Source organism: Neptunomonas concharum (assembly GCF_008630635.1).
GTDB lineage: Bacteria > Pseudomonadota > Gammaproteobacteria > Pseudomonadales > Balneatricaceae > Neptunomonas > Neptunomonas concharum.
Window position 1 is genome coordinate 2976318 of the sequence record NZ_CP043869.1, and the last position, 16809, is coordinate 2993126.

At 45.2% G+C, this 16809-nt stretch carries 19 protein-coding genes; 8 read left to right on the plus strand and 11 right to left on the minus strand.

The window, feature by feature from the left end:
* Positions 1–141 precede the first annotated feature (141 nt).
* The gene (locus tag F0U83_RS14100; RefSeq protein WP_138987875.1) at positions 142–576 is read left to right on the plus strand and encodes a hypothetical protein; all 435 of its coding nucleotides are present in this window, start codon (positions 142–144) and stop codon (positions 574–576) included.
* A gap of 345 nt (positions 577–921) precedes the next feature.
* Here F0U83_RS14100 and F0U83_RS14105 read toward each other — a convergent pair whose 3' ends face one another.
* Positions 922–1401 carry an NlpC/P60 family protein gene (locus F0U83_RS14105; protein ID WP_138987876.1) on the minus strand — a complete coding sequence of 160 codons (480 nt, stop codon included), beginning with the start codon at positions 1399–1401 and terminating at the stop codon, positions 922–924.
* A gap of 104 nt (positions 1402–1505) precedes the next feature.
* Between F0U83_RS14105 and F0U83_RS14110 the strand changes: the two genes are divergently transcribed.
* The 3 genes from F0U83_RS14110 to F0U83_RS14120 all read left to right on the plus strand — a co-directional run bounded on the left by F0U83_RS14110 (position 1506) and on the right by F0U83_RS14120 (position 4142).
* On the plus strand, positions 1506–2168 hold the full coding sequence (locus F0U83_RS14110; RefSeq protein ID WP_246077787.1) for a 2OG-Fe(II) oxygenase: 663 nt from the start codon (positions 1506–1508) through the stop codon (positions 2166–2168).
* Between the two features lie 135 nt (positions 2169–2303).
* Positions 2304–2708 carry a DUF4332 domain-containing protein gene (locus F0U83_RS14115; protein WP_138987877.1) on the plus strand — a complete coding sequence of 135 codons (405 nt, stop codon included), beginning with the start codon at positions 2304–2306 and terminating at the stop codon, positions 2706–2708.
* A 117-nt stretch (positions 2709–2825) separates the two neighbouring features.
* The gene (locus tag F0U83_RS14120; protein WP_138987878.1) at positions 2826–4142 is read left to right on the plus strand and encodes a DEAD/DEAH box helicase; all 1317 of its coding nucleotides are present in this window, start codon (positions 2826–2828) and stop codon (positions 4140–4142) included.
* 9 nt (positions 4143–4151) lie between these two features.
* On the opposite strand, the gene F0U83_RS14125 is transcribed toward F0U83_RS14120, so the two are convergent.
* The 4 genes from F0U83_RS14125 to F0U83_RS14140 all read right to left on the minus strand — a co-directional run bounded on the left by F0U83_RS14125 (position 4152) and on the right by F0U83_RS14140 (position 9635).
* Positions 4152–6371 (minus strand): bifunctional diguanylate cyclase/phosphodiesterase, encoded by a 2220-nt coding sequence (locus tag F0U83_RS14125; protein WP_138987879.1) that lies wholly within the window; start codon positions 6369–6371, stop codon positions 4152–4154.
* A gap of 117 nt (positions 6372–6488) precedes the next feature.
* A complete protein-coding gene (locus tag F0U83_RS14130) occupies positions 6489–7859 on the minus strand; it encodes an FAD-binding oxidoreductase (protein ID WP_138987880.1) in 1371 nt (456 codons plus the stop codon).
* A gap of 105 nt (positions 7860–7964) precedes the next feature.
* Positions 7965–8705, minus strand: coding sequence for a glutathione peroxidase (locus tag F0U83_RS14135; RefSeq protein WP_138987881.1), 741 nt, complete (start codon positions 8703–8705; stop codon positions 7965–7967).
* A gap of 102 nt (positions 8706–8807) precedes the next feature.
* Entirely contained in the window at positions 8808–9635 is an 828-nt protein-coding gene (locus tag F0U83_RS14140) for a helix-turn-helix domain-containing protein (RefSeq protein WP_138987882.1), read from the minus strand.
* 98 nt (positions 9636–9733) lie between these two features.
* Between F0U83_RS14140 and F0U83_RS14145 the strand changes: the two genes are divergently transcribed.
* Positions 9734–10264: a peroxiredoxin-like family protein gene (locus F0U83_RS14145; protein WP_138987883.1), complete on the plus strand. Its 531-nt coding sequence runs from the start codon at positions 9734–9736 to the stop codon at positions 10262–10264.
* Here F0U83_RS14145 and F0U83_RS14150 read toward each other — a convergent pair whose 3' ends face one another.
* The 5 genes from F0U83_RS14150 to F0U83_RS14170 all read right to left on the minus strand — a co-directional run bounded on the left by F0U83_RS14150 (position 10265) and on the right by F0U83_RS14170 (position 12805).
* On the minus strand, positions 10265–10453 hold the full coding sequence (locus F0U83_RS14150; RefSeq protein WP_138987884.1) for a DUF1289 domain-containing protein: 189 nt from the start codon (positions 10451–10453) through the stop codon (positions 10265–10267).
* 78 nt (positions 10454–10531) lie between these two features.
* Positions 10532–10936: a large-conductance mechanosensitive channel protein MscL gene (mscL, locus tag F0U83_RS14155; RefSeq protein WP_338036389.1), complete on the minus strand. Its 405-nt coding sequence runs from the start codon at positions 10934–10936 to the stop codon at positions 10532–10534.
* Positions 10937–11022: 86 nt separating this feature from the next.
* Positions 11023–11883, minus strand: a complete 861-nt coding sequence (locus F0U83_RS14160) for an SPFH domain-containing protein (RefSeq protein WP_138987886.1) — start codon at positions 11881–11883, stop codon at positions 11023–11025.
* Positions 11884–11904: 21 nt separating this feature from the next.
* Positions 11905–12357, minus strand: coding sequence for an NfeD family protein (locus F0U83_RS14165; protein ID WP_138987887.1), 453 nt, complete (start codon positions 12355–12357; stop codon positions 11905–11907).
* 187 nt (positions 12358–12544) lie between these two features.
* Positions 12545–12805, minus strand: a complete 261-nt coding sequence (locus F0U83_RS14170) for a hypothetical protein (RefSeq protein WP_138987888.1) — start codon at positions 12803–12805, stop codon at positions 12545–12547.
* 340 nt (positions 12806–13145) lie between these two features.
* Between F0U83_RS14170 and F0U83_RS14175 the strand changes: the two genes are divergently transcribed.
* Both F0U83_RS14175 and F0U83_RS14180 read left to right on the plus strand, forming a co-directional pair.
* A complete protein-coding gene (locus F0U83_RS14175; RefSeq protein WP_138987889.1) occupies positions 13146–14447 on the plus strand; it encodes a DEAD/DEAH box helicase in 1302 nt (433 codons plus the stop codon).
* 9 nt (positions 14448–14456) lie between these two features.
* Positions 14457–15332 (plus strand): DMT family transporter, encoded by an 876-nt coding sequence (locus F0U83_RS14180; protein WP_138987890.1) that lies wholly within the window; start codon positions 14457–14459, stop codon positions 15330–15332.
* Here the strand turns inward: F0U83_RS14180 and F0U83_RS14185 are convergent.
* Complete coding sequence (locus tag F0U83_RS14185; protein ID WP_138987891.1) at positions 15319–15975, minus strand: glutathione S-transferase family protein; 657 nt, start codon at positions 15973–15975, stop codon at positions 15319–15321. The genes F0U83_RS14180 and F0U83_RS14185 overlap by 14 nt on opposite strands.
* A gap of 111 nt (positions 15976–16086) precedes the next feature.
* Here F0U83_RS14185 and F0U83_RS14190 point away from each other — a divergent pair, with 111 nt between their 5' ends.
* Positions 16087–16650 carry a TetR/AcrR family transcriptional regulator gene (locus F0U83_RS14190; RefSeq protein ID WP_138987892.1) on the plus strand — a complete coding sequence of 188 codons (564 nt, stop codon included), beginning with the start codon at positions 16087–16089 and terminating at the stop codon, positions 16648–16650.
* The last annotated feature ends 159 nt before the right edge of the window (positions 16651–16809 follow it).

Below are 16809 nucleotides of genomic sequence, written 5' to 3' on the forward strand. Positions count from 1 at the left end.
GTTTCAGTCTAGCAGTAATTCTTATCCTTGCTTCCAACTCATATGAAGTACCGAAATTCCCCCAAATTAAACTCTCATTCATCTCGCATCTTTTTAAATAGCAGATTCAAAAAGGATTTATGATCATAACTGGAGACCACTATGCTAAAGCCCGTACACCGCATCACTACAGCTAGCTTACTTTTTGCAGGTATTCTTCTAAGCACACCTGCCTTATCTGCAGCCGCATGCAAAGGGGAATCGCAAACAACCTGCAGTAATAGCACCAGCTGTTACTGGGTAGATGCTTATAAGCGCTCTGACGGAGCCTCAGTTAAGGGACATTGCCGCGCTAAACCAAGCGCTTCTATTAAGAAATCAGAAACTAAAAAGGCAGCTGCAAAAAATGAGCGGCCTAATGAAAAGGCACAGTCAAAGGCCGAAGGTGCGAAAACAACAAAAGCGCCTGAAGTGAAAAAGACAAACAAACCTAAGACCGATAAGCAAAAAACAACTTCCGACAAAAAGTCGTCTAAAACTAATCAAGATGTTAAAAACAAAGAAACCAAGACAAACCAGAAAAATACTAAACAATAGTCTATCCAGAATAAGCACCTAGATAGCTATTGGAGCTAAAAAAAGGGGGCTGAATCAGCCCCTAATGACAAGAACCGTGTAATCACCTGAAAGATAAGGGCTTTCTGATGATTGAGTGAAGCATACCGCAATAGATTTTGACTAGTGCGGTATAACTTGCGAGCCAAGACATAATATTAAAAACGAGAATCATTATCAATAGCATTTGCATATTTTATTGGATTTTATCACCAGCTGCTCTGTGTAACCCTATTTACAAGGTGTGTATAACCTCTTAGTAAGTCGCATCATTCCTATACAGCCGCGACTTCAGGCTAGTTGGACGATTCTTGAACGCACCTTCCGTTAATTATCAAGGTTAACAGGGCGAACCACCTTCCAGAACGCTCTTTGCCAATAAGGGTTATCTAAACGCGATCGGGTCACCCCTTTGGATTGGGATGCATGTATGAAAGATCCATTTCCGTTATAAATACCTATATGGCGATCGAAGAACCCCGTTTTAAACAAAACTAAGTCTCCCGGTTGAACCTTACTCGCGGCGACTGCGCGCCCAGCACTGGCTTGCTGCTCAGTTGTTCTTGGGAGGACCACACCAAACAATTCTCGATAGGCATTGGCTACAAAAGCAGAGCAATCCAACCCCGAACGTCCTTGCCCTCCGTACTGATATGGCGTCCCTCTCCAATCATCAAAATAAGTGTTGAGTTGGGAGTTAATCACTTGAATCCGTATACTGTCATTAACTCCCCTGCGCTCACCTTGGCTTGAACACCCCGCCAAAACTAAGCTCAGTACAAGTACTGGAATTAGGTGGTTATTCACAAGCAATATCCTATTTAAAAAGCGATGAAATACAGTTTTTAGCGACAGTCATTTCAAGTTCAATTATTCTTAGCTCTCTTTTTTGCCTTGGGAGCAATAACTATTTGGACAGCCAGCCTTTATCTTCCCCGCTTGCATCTCTAATCGAAGATGCTTGGTCCAATGAAATTACCGAAAGCCTTGCCCACTGCGGGTATTATATTAAGACAAATGCTCTACCTGAACGACTCATCGATGAACTAACACTCACCGCCCAAGACTCAAAGCCTCAGTTTCAGTCAGCAGGGATTGGTAGAAGTGACGACCACCAAATTAACCAAGTCATCCGCAATGATACTATCCACTGGATAACTGGCACAGATCAAGCACAAGCAATCTATCTGAATGAAATGGAGCTCTTACGTGTAGCTATTAATAGGCGCCTTTATTTGGGGTTATTTGATTATGAAGCTCATTTTGCCAATTATCCTATTGGCGGCTTTTACAAAAAACATGTCGATGCTTTTAAGGGACAGTCAAACAGAGTACTTACTACGGTTCTTTATCTCAACAAGCACTGGCGCGAAGAAGACCAAGGGCATCTTCTTCTTTATAACTCAAAAGGCTCGTTGATTAAATCGGTGCTGCCAGATGCTGGAACGCTCGTCATATTTTTGAGTGAAGAGTTCCCTCACGAAGTTATTCCCACCGCACGTGAGCGGTTAAGCATTGCGGGTTGGTTCAGAATCAATACCTCTACCTCCGACAAAGTAGATCCACCTACCTAGCCCCACTGGCAAATGAACGGATTAACTATTAGGATAACTGGGCACAACAATAAATAACGTCGCTGTTTCGTTACCATTCAGGTAACAGGGTTACAATCAACCAAGACTGTTTGTATAAATCCGAGGAATATAAGCATGGCCAAACTGACCGATATCAAGGGCATTAACGACGCAAACGCCGAGAAACTAAAAGCTGCCGGTGCTACGACGCAAGAGAGTTTTCTAGAAGTCTGTGGTGATAAAAAAGGCCGTAAAGAGGTCGCAAGCAGCACAGGTATTGACGAAAAAGAGATTTTAGGTTGGTTAAATCGTGCTGATCTAGCCCGAATCAAAGGCGTTAGCACCGTATATGCTGACCTACTTGAGCTTGCGGGTGTAGACACTGTACCCGAGTTGGCACAGCGTAACGGTGCGAATTTACATGCAAAAATGGTCGAAATTAATGACGACAAAAAACTTGCCGAGAAGATGCCAAGCACCTCACAAGTAGAAGACTGGGTAGCTCAAGCTAAAGACTTGCCTCGCGCTATTCATTACTAAGCACTCTAATAACGGCGACACCCTATTCTGTCGCCGTTTACTCTTTATTAACCTCTCCCTAAACGCTGCTTTCTGTTAGCATACTGTCTGGATCTTATCTTCAGAGAGTTGTGCATAGTGTTTACCGATTTTTCCTTAGATGCCCGTCTGCTAAAAGCGCTGGAGGCACTTTCTTTTAGCCAACCAACACCCGTTCAAGCGGAAACAATCCCACCCGCCATGGAGGGAAAAGATTTATTGGTTACCGCAGAAACCGGTAGTGGTAAAACAGCAGCCTTTGTTTTGCCTATACTCAACCGCCTACTCTCAGACTCCGCCCCGAATAGTGGCACCCGCGCTTTAATCCTGACACCTACGCGGGAACTTGCTCAACAGGTCATGAAACATATTGAGTCCCTTGGGCAGTTCACTTTTATTAACGCCGATACTGTCTGCGGCGGAGAAACATTCAAACCACAAGCTGCAAGGCTGCGCAAAAACCCGGAAATTATTGTAGGAACTCCGGGACGATTGATAGAACATTTAGATAAAAAGTCTTTAGACTTCTCGGATGTAGAATGCCTCATTCTGGACGAGGCTGATCGCATGCTGGATATGGGTTTCCAAGAAGATGTAGAACGAATAGCAAAAAGCTGCCCAACGACACGCCAAACCATGCTTTTCTCAGCTACACTTGGCCACACAGGCATGCACTCTGTCATCACCGCATCGCTGCATTCACCACTGACCCTTCGACTGAATAGTCACCGAGAGACGCAAGCAAATATAAAACAACAAATCATATTAGCAAATGACACCGCACTCAAAGACAAGCAATTGGTTTGGCTACTTAAAAACGAGTCGTTCGAAAAGGCCATTGTCTTTACAAATACCAAAACCAATGCAAGCCGGCTAAACGGCTATCTACGCTACCATGATATTCGAGCTGGCGTAATTCAAGGGGATTTAACCCAAGAGCAGAGGCAGCATGTTATGCAGCTACTGCATTTAGGGAAAATTGATGTGCTAGTCGCTACCGATGTTGCGGCCAGAGGCATCGATGTCAAAGGGATTGATCTGGTTATCAACGTAGAGATGGCAAGAAGTGGCGATGATCATACTCACAGAGTAGGCCGAACAGGTCGGGCAGGAGAAACAGGCTTAGCCATCTCTTTGATCAGCCCAACCGAATGGAATCTGATGTCCAGTATCGAAAGATACCTGAAAACACGCTTTGAAAAGCGGGTAATACCGGGATTAGAGGGTAGCTATACAGGGCCCAAAAAGCTTAAAGCCTCCGGTAAAGCAGCAGGCTCTAAAAAGAAAAAGACCGATAAAAAAGCAGCCGCCAATCGAAAGCCTGCTAAAGCTCCAGCCGGTAAGCGCCCTTCTAATCGAGCCGCGCCTAGCAAAACCATTGATGATGGTTTTGCACCCTTTAAGCGCAAACCTTGAGCGGTTCTCTTAAAGTGGGGAACTCTCGACTCCCCACTGCTTTGCTTCATGCATATGAATAAAAGGGATAGCCTGTGATAACGGCATTGGTTTCGCTAATAAGTAGCCTTGCATATAGTCGCACTCTAAGCTTTCCAGAACCGCTAACTGTTCATCCTGCTCAACGCCTTCTGCTACAACAGCTATACCTAATGCGCGCCCCATCTTGATAATAACCTCAACCAAGGTTTTATCTTGGTCATCATTTAAGAGGTCGTTAACAAAGCTTTTATCAATTTTAAGGTAATCGACTGGATAATTTCTCAGATAATTGATTGCAGAAAAGCCTGTTCCAAAATCATCAATTGAAAACTGGACGCCTAGTTTCCTTAAAGCAGAGATAGTATTCATTTGAGAAGAGTGGCCATCCATGAATAGTGACTCAGTGATCTCAAAAATAAAGCGGTTACTATCTACGCTATTCTCACTAAAAATACCCTTCCATGTTTCATAAGCTTTAGAGGAATAAAACTCACTAACAGAACGATTAACGGATAGCTTTATATCAATATCCGCCTCTAAGAAGGTACGCAGGTCTTTACATGACTGCCGTAGAATCCAATTGCCTAACTCACGAATGATACCTGTCTTCTCCGCCACAGAAATAAAGCGATCTGGCATAACCAAGCCCTTTTCAGGATGATTCCAGCGTATCAACGCTTCGCATTTATCTATTTTCTGAGTTCGAATGTTTAGTATTGGCTGATAGTAGAGTTCAAACTCCTCAGCAGCCATTCCACGCTGAATATCCGCATGTATCAATAAGTGATGTTCTGCAGCTTCACGCATTCCTTCGTTGAAAAAGAAGTGGGTATTTCGCCCCGCTCTCTTAGCAGCATACATCGCCTGATCTGAGTGCAATAATAAAGCCGTAACATCAGCGCCATCTACAGGATACATCGCTATGCCGATACTGGCTGTCATAAGATGCTGTCGTCCATCAAGAAAGAAGGGCTGCTGAATCACTTTTTGGAGTTTTTCAGCCAGCAAATCAGCCTGAATGACATCACCAACGTTGCGTAACACGATAACAAATTCATCCCCTGCTAATCGCGCCACAATATCCGTATCTCTTGATGATTTGACTAGACGATTGGCAAAATCCACTAATAACGCATCGCCAGCCGTGTGGCCTAAACTATCATTAATCTGCTTAAAGCGATCTATATCAATAAAGAATACAGCAAAATCTAACTGCTCTCTGCGCATCTCTTTAATCAGCACAAACAGCCGCTGCGTGAAAAAGTAACGATTAGGCAAACCTGTCAGGAAATCATAATTAGCCCGGTAGTTGGCTGTTTGCATCGCCTCATTTTTTTGCTGATATACAATAATAAACAGATAAGCTGCCAAACCTAAGATGAGCGCAACCGTAAAGGCTCCTCCCCACATCAACCATAGTTGCCCTGTTGGCGCAGACCATCCCTGTTTGGGCAATAGCGCCATTTGCCAACTACCCGAAGGTAGATTAATGGTAGTAAGCAACGCATCTTGCTCAAATAATGATTCTGAGCCTAAGAAAACAGCGCCGGCGGATCCTGTACCATCACGTCCTCTGATACTCAGGGAAAAGTCATCTTGTTCTGAAACAATGCCAGAACTTTCTAGAAATGTGTCGTAATTAATAACAGCAGATACAATTCCCCACAGTTTGGGTTCAGCCTCATGTTCTAGGTAAATAGGGGTACGAGCTATCAAGGCTTCTCCGCCTTGAACTAACGTCAGCGGCCCAGAAATCACTATCTGTTTTTCTCTGACAGCTTTCATTACCGAGCCTGACTGGCTTTCATTAGCGGAGTAATCCAGTCCTAAAGCCCGTTCATTCCCCTTAAGAGGGTATATGTTTTTAATGACCAGTCCAGGAGCCAACGCAATATGTTTGATTTGCTGGTTATCCCGTAAAAGCTCTACCGCTAAACGCTCTAACGTAACCTGCCCCATGTAAGGATTAGCTGCAATCTCGGCTTTCAGAGAGCGAAGTACAGAAATATTGCCATTAATTTCACCCTCTAGTCGTGCTCTTAAGGTGCTCAACACACCTGAAGCCTTGAGCTTTTCCTCTCCGATTAAGCGATGAGTTTCTAGCTGGATAAAAAGAAAAGCAATCAGCAAGACTGTACCCACCACTATGAACGCAGGAATAATAGGGTTGCTCAATAGTAATTGCCGAGCATCTGAAAGGAGTCTCATTCTCCTAGTGCCTCTAATATAGCGATTCTCATACCACCTAATTTATGTGAGTGAATGAATCTTAGTCATTATAGACAACTTTTTAAAATGACTGAGAAAAAGACAACACACTCGCGATCACAGAACCTTACCCGGATTCATTAAGTTATCTGGATCCAAAGCGGTTTTGATCAACTTCATCACTTCAACACCTGCTGGTAGCTCCTCCTCCAAGAATTGCTTCTTCCCTACACCAATGCCATGCTCTCCTGTACAGGTTCCCCCCATGCTCAGTGCTCGCCGAATAAGCCGCTGATGAAACGCCTCTATCTGCGCCATCTCTATAGGATCATTTGGGTTCACAGCAGGCACCACATGAAAGTTGCCATCACCTACATGACCCACAAGCGGCATCGCCATACCCACTCCTGAAATATCTTTATGGGTTTCTAGGATGCAATCGGTTAAACGAGATATAGGGACACACACATCTGTAGAAAAAATACGTGCATCGGGCCGCATAGCCCGGGCAGCATAGGCTAAGTCATGGCGGGCTTGCCACAGGGCATTACGATCCTCTGTATTAATAGCCCACTTGAAATCGCTACCACCATTTTCAGTAGCCAGTTCACGTACAATATCGGCCTGTTCCGCAACACCTGCCTCTGTTCCATGAAACTCCATAAAGAGGTGAGGTCGCAGTGGATAATGCGTTTGACTATAATGATTAACAGCATCTATCGCCACAGAATCAAGTAGCTCAATCCGTGCAATAGGAACGCCCATCTGTATCGTTTGAATCACCGTATCAACCGCACCGGCTAAAAGCTCAAAGTCGCATATCGCTGCGGATATCGCCTGGGGAATAGCGTGCAGGCGCAACGTAATTTCACAAATAACCCCCAACGTCCCTTCCGAACCAACATATAGGCGCGTTAAGTCATAGCCAGCAGCCGATTTTCTAGCCCGACTACTGGTTTTCACAATTCTCCCATCCGGCATCACAACGGTTAACGCTAAAACAGCCTCGCGCATCGTGCCATATCTAACCGCATTTGTTCCTGATGCACGAGTAGCTGCCATTCCACCTATTGAAGCATCTGCGCCAGGGTCAACAGGGAAAAACATGCCCTGATCGCGAAGGTATTCATTCAATTGTTTGCGAGTTACACCCGCTTGCACCGTGCAGTCCATATCTTCTGCAGAAACACGCAGTACTTTATTCATGAGCGACATATCGATGCAGAGCCCTCCTGAATAGGCGTTTATCCCACCTTCCATCGCCGTACCTGTACCAAAGGGAATAATCGGCATATGGTGGCGCATACAGACACGCACAATCTCAGAGACTTCTGAGGTACTTTTAGGGAAGGCAACAGCATTAGGAAGGGCTGCTTGATGGAAAGACTCATCCTGAGAGTGATGAGTACGCACACTGGTAGACGTATCTAAACGGTCACGTAAGAGTGACTTCAACTCTTCCATAGCAAGGGTATAATTTGTGGTCATCCTTCCTCCGCATCTGACGTTTTTGCCAGCTTAACAGAGAAGCGAAAAGATTAAACCAAGGAGTGAACGGCTCTGATAAAACAGAGCCATTCAGAAGAGAAGCTATTAGACGTTCGCTTTACACCAAGCTTCCAACTCATCAGCACCGCCAACATGCTGGCCGTCAATAAACACCTGAGGCGTAGTGCCCTGACCAGAGAGTGCATTCAGGCTTGAAAAGCTGACACCGTTTTTACCCAGTTCAATCTCTTCATACTTAAAGCCTTGTTCTTTGAGTACTTTTTTAGCACGCGTGCAGTGCGAACAGCTGGGCTTGGTCAGCAAAGTGACTCGTTTTGGCTGCTTCGCGTTAGGATTGATATACGCTAGCATAGTGTCTGCATCTGACACTTGGAATGGATCGCCTGGTACATCTGGCTCGATAAACATCTTATCGATAACGCCATCTTTTACCAGCATAGAGTAGCGCCAGCTACGCTTTCCAAAGCCCAGTTCTGCCTTATCTACCAGCATTCCCATACCTTCGCTAAATTCACCATTGCCATCCGGTATAAACGTGATGTTTTCAGCCTTTTGATCTTCTGCCCAACTATTCATCACAAACGTGTCATTCACGGATAAGCAGATGATGTCATCAACACCGTTTTCAGCAAAAACAGGTGCTAACTCATTGTATCGGGGTAAATGGGTACTTGAGCAGGTAGGCGTAAAGGCCCCTGGTAACGCAAAAACTATAACGGTTTTACCTGCAAACAGTTCATCGGTTGTCACCGTAACCCAATCGTTTCCTTGGCGCGTTGGAAAGCTTACGACGGGTACGCATTGTCCTTCTCTATTGTCTAACATGTTTCATTCTCCAAACTGGCTTACTGTTATTTATGGGACTAGTTTAGGAGGAAACATTCAATTTTAAAAATTAATAAAAACAAACAAAATGATAGTATATTTTTATCTAATAATTGCTTTCCGTCGCACGCTTCCCGGCGGTTCCCCCATCACTTGCCGAAACACCCGGCGAAAAGCAGTCTCACTCTGATACCCTAACTTATCTGCCACTTGGCCTACGCTATACTCTCCTTCGCCCAACCATTGGTGTCCAAGCTGCATGCGCCACTGTTTCAGATACTCCCCTGGAGATATGCCAACCACTGCTTTGAAACGCTGACTAAAAGAGGTCCTCGACATGCCCGCTGTCTTAGACATGAGTGCTAAAGTCCAAGGCAGGCTTGGGTTTTCATGTATCTGAGTCAAAACCCGAGCCAATCGAAGATCACTAAGGCCAGCCAGAACACCTTGCTCCATCTGCATCGAACCTATAACAAAACGAAGGATATGTATTAGCAAAACCTCCGCTAAGCGATTCACCGCTGTTTGATGGCCGCATCGTTCTTTTCTGGCCTCTTCTAACATCAATGCAATAATAGGCTGAAGATCGGCATCTTGCCCTCCTCCCTCTAATTGCACGACAGCGGGTAATGAATAATACAAAGGGTTGTTTTTCACTTGCCCAAAATCGAGCCTAGCCTGAACCCACGCGACGGAACCTTTACCTTTTATGCTAAAAGGCTTCCCTAGCGCCACCCATATCAAATCACCAGAATGTAACGCATATCGCTGGTTTTCACAGAAAAACTCAGCTTCCCCTTCATAGAGTAGAAATATATCCGACATGGGATAAGGCTCACTCTGGTCATAGGACAAACCCTCCCCGTGAAAGCAGCGAACAAACTCTGCCCGAGGCGAAAAGAAAGAAAGTAATGAAGAAAGTCTATCCATAATAAACCGTACGATCTGATATAAATTAACAGAATTTTACATACCAAAAATACATCAGTAAAGATTAAGATGGCCTTTTCAAGTGATGGAGCAAACCTATGAAACCACTCATCCCACGACAAGCCGTATCCGACCTTACTATCGAAACCCTAAGCGGGAGTTGGTCTTTACATGATCAAAACCCGACGCATTTTACGCTGCTGGCTTTTTATAGGGGTTACCACTGCCCGATCTGCAAGAGCTATATTCAGGAACTCAATAGAGTATTCAAAGAGTTCGAGCAAAAAGGTATTAGCGTGATTGCAATCAGTAGCGACTCCAAGGAGCGAGCGCATTTAGCTCAAACCGAATGGGCTATAGATCAACTGGAGATCGGGCACAGCCTTACTAAAGAGCAAGCCCAATACTGGGGCTTATTCCGATCGACAGGTCGAGGACTTACATCAATTGGCGTTGAAGAGCCTGAGAACTTCTCAGAACCGGGGCTTTTTCTCATCCAGCCTGATAAAACACTCTACTGGAGTCAGGTGAGTACTATGCCGTTCGCACGCCCTCACTTCAAAGAGATACTCGGTGCAATTGATTTTGTTCTGAAAAATAATTATCCCGCCAGAGGCGAGCTGATTTAATTACTTAGTATTTGAGGTGCGCACTGCGTTCAATTTGCGGTTGTGCGCACGCTCAAGGATCGATTGCTTTTCCTCTGGCGTTGCTGCAGACCATGCCTTTATCTCCTGCAACGTTCGAAAGCAACCAATGCAGGTATCTTCTTGGTTTAGACAGCAGTGCCGGATACAGGGTGATTCAGGCTCGTACATACAGACTCCGAGATCAATCAATAGGCATACAAACAAAAAAGGTGCGTCAGAGCGCACCTTTTACACCAGAGTGAAATATTAGCTGCGAGATTTTAATAAGTCACGGATCTCAGTCAGCAACAGTTCCTCTTTCGAAGGCTCCTGCTCAGCTTCCGGCTCTGCAGGCGCTTCCTCTTCTTTCTTTTTCAAAGAGTTAATGGTCTTCACTGCAACAAAAACAGCGGCTGCCACAATCAGAAAATCGATAATCGTTTGCAGAAATTTCCCATAATTCAGGGTAACAGCCGCTTGCTCACCTACCGCTTCTTTTAAAATAACAGCCAAATCCGTGAAGTTCACGCCGCCCAGCATAACACCGATAGGTGGCATCACAACATCACCCACAAAAGAGGAGACGATTTTACCGAAAGCAGCGCCTACGATAATACCAACCGCCATATCCATCACATTGCCTTTAACAGCAAACTCTTTAAACTCCTTCATTAAGCTCACAGCATAGCCCTCAGTTTATAATAATATAAGTGCAGGTATTCTCTAACATAGTGATGAACAGCGGATTAATCTAAAGTCTACATTCGGCCTTTCATCGCCCCCATCATGCCGCGGATGGCACCAGGTACGTCAGCAGGCAGAATAATGGTTTTCGCATTTGAAGAGTTAGCCACATCACGCAGGGCATCAACATACTTCTCACCAAGAATATACATCACCGGCAATTCATTATCCTGAATGGCTTCAGTTACTTTCCCGATGGACACCTGACTTGCTTTCGCTAATACCACTTGCGCTTCAGCATCACGCTTAGAAGCTTCCAAACGACCTTCTGCTTCAAGGATAGCAGCTGATTTTTCACCATCGGCACGGGTAACCGTTGCACGACGTTGACGCTCAGCAGCCGCTTGCTCTTCCATCGCCTGCTGCATCGTATCAGATGGCGTAATATCCTGAATTTCAACAGTTTTAAGCGTAATACCCCAATCTGAAATATCATCAGAAATTGCAGCTTTTAGTTTGGCTTTAATTTGATCACGGGAGGATAACGCATCATCCAATCCCATCTCGCCGACGATAGAACGTAGCGAGGTCTGTACTAAATTCTGAATCGCCAAAATATAATCTTCAACACCGTAAACGGCTTTTTCAGGTGCCACAATGTTAATATAAGCCACGGCGTTCGCGATGATCACCGCGTTATCCTTGGTGATCACTTCCTGAGAAGGGATATCCATCACAATATCTTTCGTGGTCACTTTATAAGCCACCTGATCGATATAGGGCACAATTATATTCAACCCTGGCCCTAGGGTTGAGCTGTATTTACCGAGACGTTGAATAACAAACTTACTTCCTTGAGGCACAATCTTGACCCCCATAGCCAGTGTCAGCATCACAACAAAGAGAACTACACCAGCAATTGCCAAACCTTCCATCGATTTACTCCTAAGATCCTATTAACGTTTTTCTACTAGCAATGTGTTACCGGATAGCTCGATAATGAAGACTCGATCTCCCAATGCCACCTCACTGCTACAAATGAATTCCCACTCATCGTCACCTAATACCGGTGTTGTGAAGCGCACAATACCCCGGGTATGCTCTGTTGGCTTTCGGATGACTTGTCCGCTCTCACCTGCAATGGCTTCGCGAGCAATACCGGCTTTTGTGCGATCTGTCATTTTAGGTTTAACGACACGAAACCACATAACAGCAAATATCGATGATGCTACAGCCCAAGTCGCCAATTGCCAACTGAGTGCTATATCAGGGCTGATCATCAACAATCCAGCAACGACAATCCCCCCCAAACCAAACCAAAGAATCGTAAAGCTGGGTATAAAGATCTCTGCTGCCATTAGCAACATCCCAAACACTAGCCAGTGCCAATAAAGCAAAGTAACGTCCATGGCAGTAGGACTCCTTAATTCTATTGATGAATTTTTTGGGGCCGAAATCAGTCCCACTTAAGTAGAGTATAACCTGAAGATGACAGTTCCCAGTAAAACTAAAAAAGCTTTACTGTCAGGCTAAGGAACGCTCCTGCATACCTTAGCCCTATTATGGCCATAGCAACACCCTGTCGCCTTGGCCAAGCTACCCCCCGCTATCCTGACAGCAAGGCCGTACTGGCACCGCTGGGCTTGCCGTGGTTTTTACTGGGTCAGTCTCTGAAGTAATGGAAGGAAAGGATTCATCAACGCCTAAAGCGACAATTCGATTCCCCCTGCGTACCATGCCGATATCTTTTAGCAGATGCTCGTCCAGGTGCTCCATCGAGTCATAAGTATACTGCTGAGCAATTTTACGCTGCAGCTTACGGTATCCAGCAGTCAAAAGGCTGAGTAAAGTCATCATATATCTCCTTGTTAAAAACACCGGAGATAGCTTCGAGGGAGGTAAAAAGGGGAGAAATACCATCAGCCGCGAAGATATCCGCGGCCAGTTGAAAAATCAGATCAGAGCACACGGACAAGCGAAGGCACGCTTCCAATGATTATTGGAGGCGATAATTCGAGATGTCGGCTGTGTATACATCGTGATCATCAGAGTCAGACTTAATAATGGTTTATTTAAAATTCGTTCAAAAAACGAACAGCCATTTGAAACCTAATTCTATTCCGTGTCAAGCCAATATCGCCCCAATTCTCACTTTGAGGTAAGCTTGGCACCCTGTTTATCCTGATGGACGTTATCCATGCCCTCTTTTGCTGACTTCAACCTGTGTCCCGAACTGCAATACACATTGTCAGAGCTAGGTTACCAAGAGCCTACACCGATACAGACGCAGGCCATTCCGCTAGTGTTGGCTGGAAAAGATGTCATGGCCGAAGCGCAAACCGGCACAGGCAAAACCGCCAGCTTTGCTTTACCTATGATAGAGCGGCTCAGCAAACACCCCGCCCCACCTGAATACCACCCTATTCGCGGGCTTATATTAACGCCTACCCGAGAGTTGGCTATTCAGGTCGCAGATAACACATTAGCTTATGGTACGACGTTAGGTATGCGTGTTATCTCTATTTACGGAGGCGTTCGTTTCGACAATCAAATTCGAAAAATGAAGCGCGGTGCGGATATTCTCGTTGCAACACCAGGTCGGCTTTTAGATATGCTGGCACAGAAGAAACTGAGTTTGGAAGCCTTGGAGATACTGGTTTTCGACGAAGCGGACCGTATGCTGGATTTAGGTTTTATTCACGATATTAAAAAAATCCTCAGCTACACCCCCGATAAAAAACAGACCCTTTTGTTTTCTGCCACCTTTAATGAGGGTATTGAAGCACTCTCCGACACCCTGCTTAACGATCCGGTTAGCCTCAGTGTAACCCCTCGAAATTCAACTACCAGCCAAGTAAAGCAAAGAGCCTATGGCGTTGATAATGGGGATAAAGCCGACATTCTTAGCTATATGATAAAAGAGGGCAACTGGTCTCGTACTCTGGTATTCACTCGCACCAAACGCAGAGCGGATCAAGTAGCAGACTACCTACAACAAGAAGGGATCACAGCTATGGCGATCCATGGAGACAAGCATCAAAAGGAGCGTATAGCTGCACTGCAAGCTTTTACGGATGATGAGATCCAAGTATTGGTCGCAACCGATGTCGCTGCAAGGGGCTTGGATATTGAATCGTTACCCAGAGTCATCAACTATGACCTGCCTAATCAGGCGGAAGCCTATGTTCACCGCATTGGGCGCACCGGGCGTGCGGGACAAAAAGGGATGGCCATCTCATTAGTGGCCCCTGATGAAAAGCGCTTTCTTGTCGCCATTGTCGCGTTAATCAACAAACAAATCCCCATTCAGGCCGTTCCCACATTTATTAATGGTGAATTGCAAGACAGTAAGTCCATCAATAAACAAAAGTCGAAACCCACTCAACGCAGTAAGAAAAAAACAACTAACAAACCCAAAAAGCCTGCCCCCCCTGCAGTGCATGAAGAACCAGACATGCCTGCGCGCCCAGCCTTACGCCGCTCGCTCTTTAAGAAGTAAGGCAAGGTTATGCTGTGGATCCCTTTTACATTGTTTGCCGCGTTCATGCAGTCATGGCGTAATGCATTTCAAAACGAACTAAGCAAGGAGGTTTCTACTGCTGGAGTCACGTTTGCCCGCTTCATCTACGCCAGCCCCATTGCAGGTATCTATTTATGGGGGCTATACCAATATAAATCGGCGCCAATCCCAAGTTTCAGTCATACGTTTCTTTATACCGTTTTACTTGCGTCCATCTCGCAGATTATAGCTACCGCGCTGATGGTCATGCTATTTCGCCTTAGAAATTACGCAATCGGAGTCGGGCTTGCTAAAAGTGAAGCCGTTATCGCAGCGACCCTCGGCGCTTTATTATTCAGTGCGCCACTTTCCTCACTAGCATGGGCAGGCGTTATCATCGGTGCAGTGGCCGTGTGGCTGATGAGTAACACCGGCTCGCTTAGACAGATTTCACTTAGCACAGTAGGTTTGGGAGTGGGCAGCGGCTTAGCTTTTGCACTAACCACCCTGTGGGTAAGGGAAGCCAGCCTAATGTTGGAGGTTGATTTTCCTTATAATGCTGCATGGGTGCTCTTGTTCGTAATCAGCACGCAAACCTTGATGCTACTGACGTGGTTAATATTAAAAGAACCATCAACACTCTCTGCTCTATGGCAACATCCTAAATTAACCCTATCCATCAGTCTGTTCAGCTGCCTTGGCTCGCTAGGCTGGTTTGCTGCCATGAGCTTAGAAACGGTTGCGCTGGTAAAAACGCTTGGGCAAGTCGAAATCCTTTTCACCCTACTCATTTCTGCACGATGGTTTAAAGAGCGTCTGAGCCGGAGAGATTTATTAGGGCTCGCCTTAATTGTTGCTGGTGCAGCCTGCGTTATTTTGGCTTAGCAGGTTTGGGCAGCACGTTTTGACACGATGCCCGCTTTTGCATTCTCCCAATGTAGGATGTCAATCGCATGTCAGGTCTTAGCAACTGTTCTCCATGGGGCAAGCCAACTAAATAATCCAACATAGGAATTAATAGGGCATCCGCAATCGTGAATTGATCACCGCATATAAACGCTTGATCTCCAATTTGTTGCTCTAAAATACCCAACACCGCTATTACGCTAGGTTGCGCATCGGCCACTTTATCCATTCGAATAGCACCATTCTCTCCCTTTGGAAAAGCAAACTCTAACAGGTAATCACGCACAATCACGCGATCTACCTGAGTGGATATCACTTGGCACCATTGATCTACGATTGATTTTGCGTATAGGTCTTGAGGCTGTAACGCTTGACCTTCGAAAGCACTATCTAGATAACGACAAATTGGCCCCGTTTCATAAAGGAAGCGCCCTTTATGGTGGATAACCGGCACTTTCCCTAGTGGGTTTATCGCTAAGTGAGCCTCTCCTTTAAACTCAACGTCTTGCCCCTCAAGCTGCATGCCAGCATGGTATGCAATTCCTTTTTCCTCGCAACATAGCATCACGGAACGAACAAAAGTACTGAACTGAGGGCCTACTATTTCGATCTGTGGCGTCATGAGATTCTCCTTGAATCAGAGTGAATTTGCCTACACTCTATAAACAAACAAAATATGTTCAAGATCATATTTTGTTTATACGGCACACTACTCAAAAACAGGTGCACACCCATGGCATGGAAAGAACAACACAAACATAACACCCGCCAGAAGATCCTGAGAAGCGCAGCTAAGCTCTTCACAAAACAAGGCTTTGACCATGTTGGTATTAACGATGTCATGAAAGACGCAGGGTTAACCCGTGGTGCTTTCTACGCTCATTTCAATTCAAAGTCAGAACTTTATGCAGAAGCAATTATTGCAGCAGCCATTCAGACCGGAGATAAGCTCAACCCTGATAACCCCGAAGCACCAAGCCTCGATCAACTTGTTCAGTTTTATCTCAGCATGGAGCACCGACAAGGAGAACATTTCCGCTGCCCCTTGGCATTTTTAGCAACCGATATCACTCAGCGAGATGAGCAAGTTAGAGATGCTTACACCCTCGTCTTTAAAGGATTTTTAAAACATTTAACCGCTCACTTACAGCGTAGAAACGGTGATTTGGATAGAACAAGGAGTATGCAAGTAGCTGTTATGATGATTGGCGGTTTGGCCATTTCTAGGGCGGTCAATGATGAAGAGCTGGCTAAAAACCTACTAATAAGTTGCCATCAAAACTTACTGGATCATTAACCTGTTGTTAACAACTATCGCGAATACTAAAGAGGCAGTAATGCTGCTAAGCAACAATTCATTAAAAGACAAATAACATTGCTAAATAAGCATATTTACTTATAAACTATAGAATAATTGCTGCACTGCAAAACATTATAACCATCAGACTAATGAACT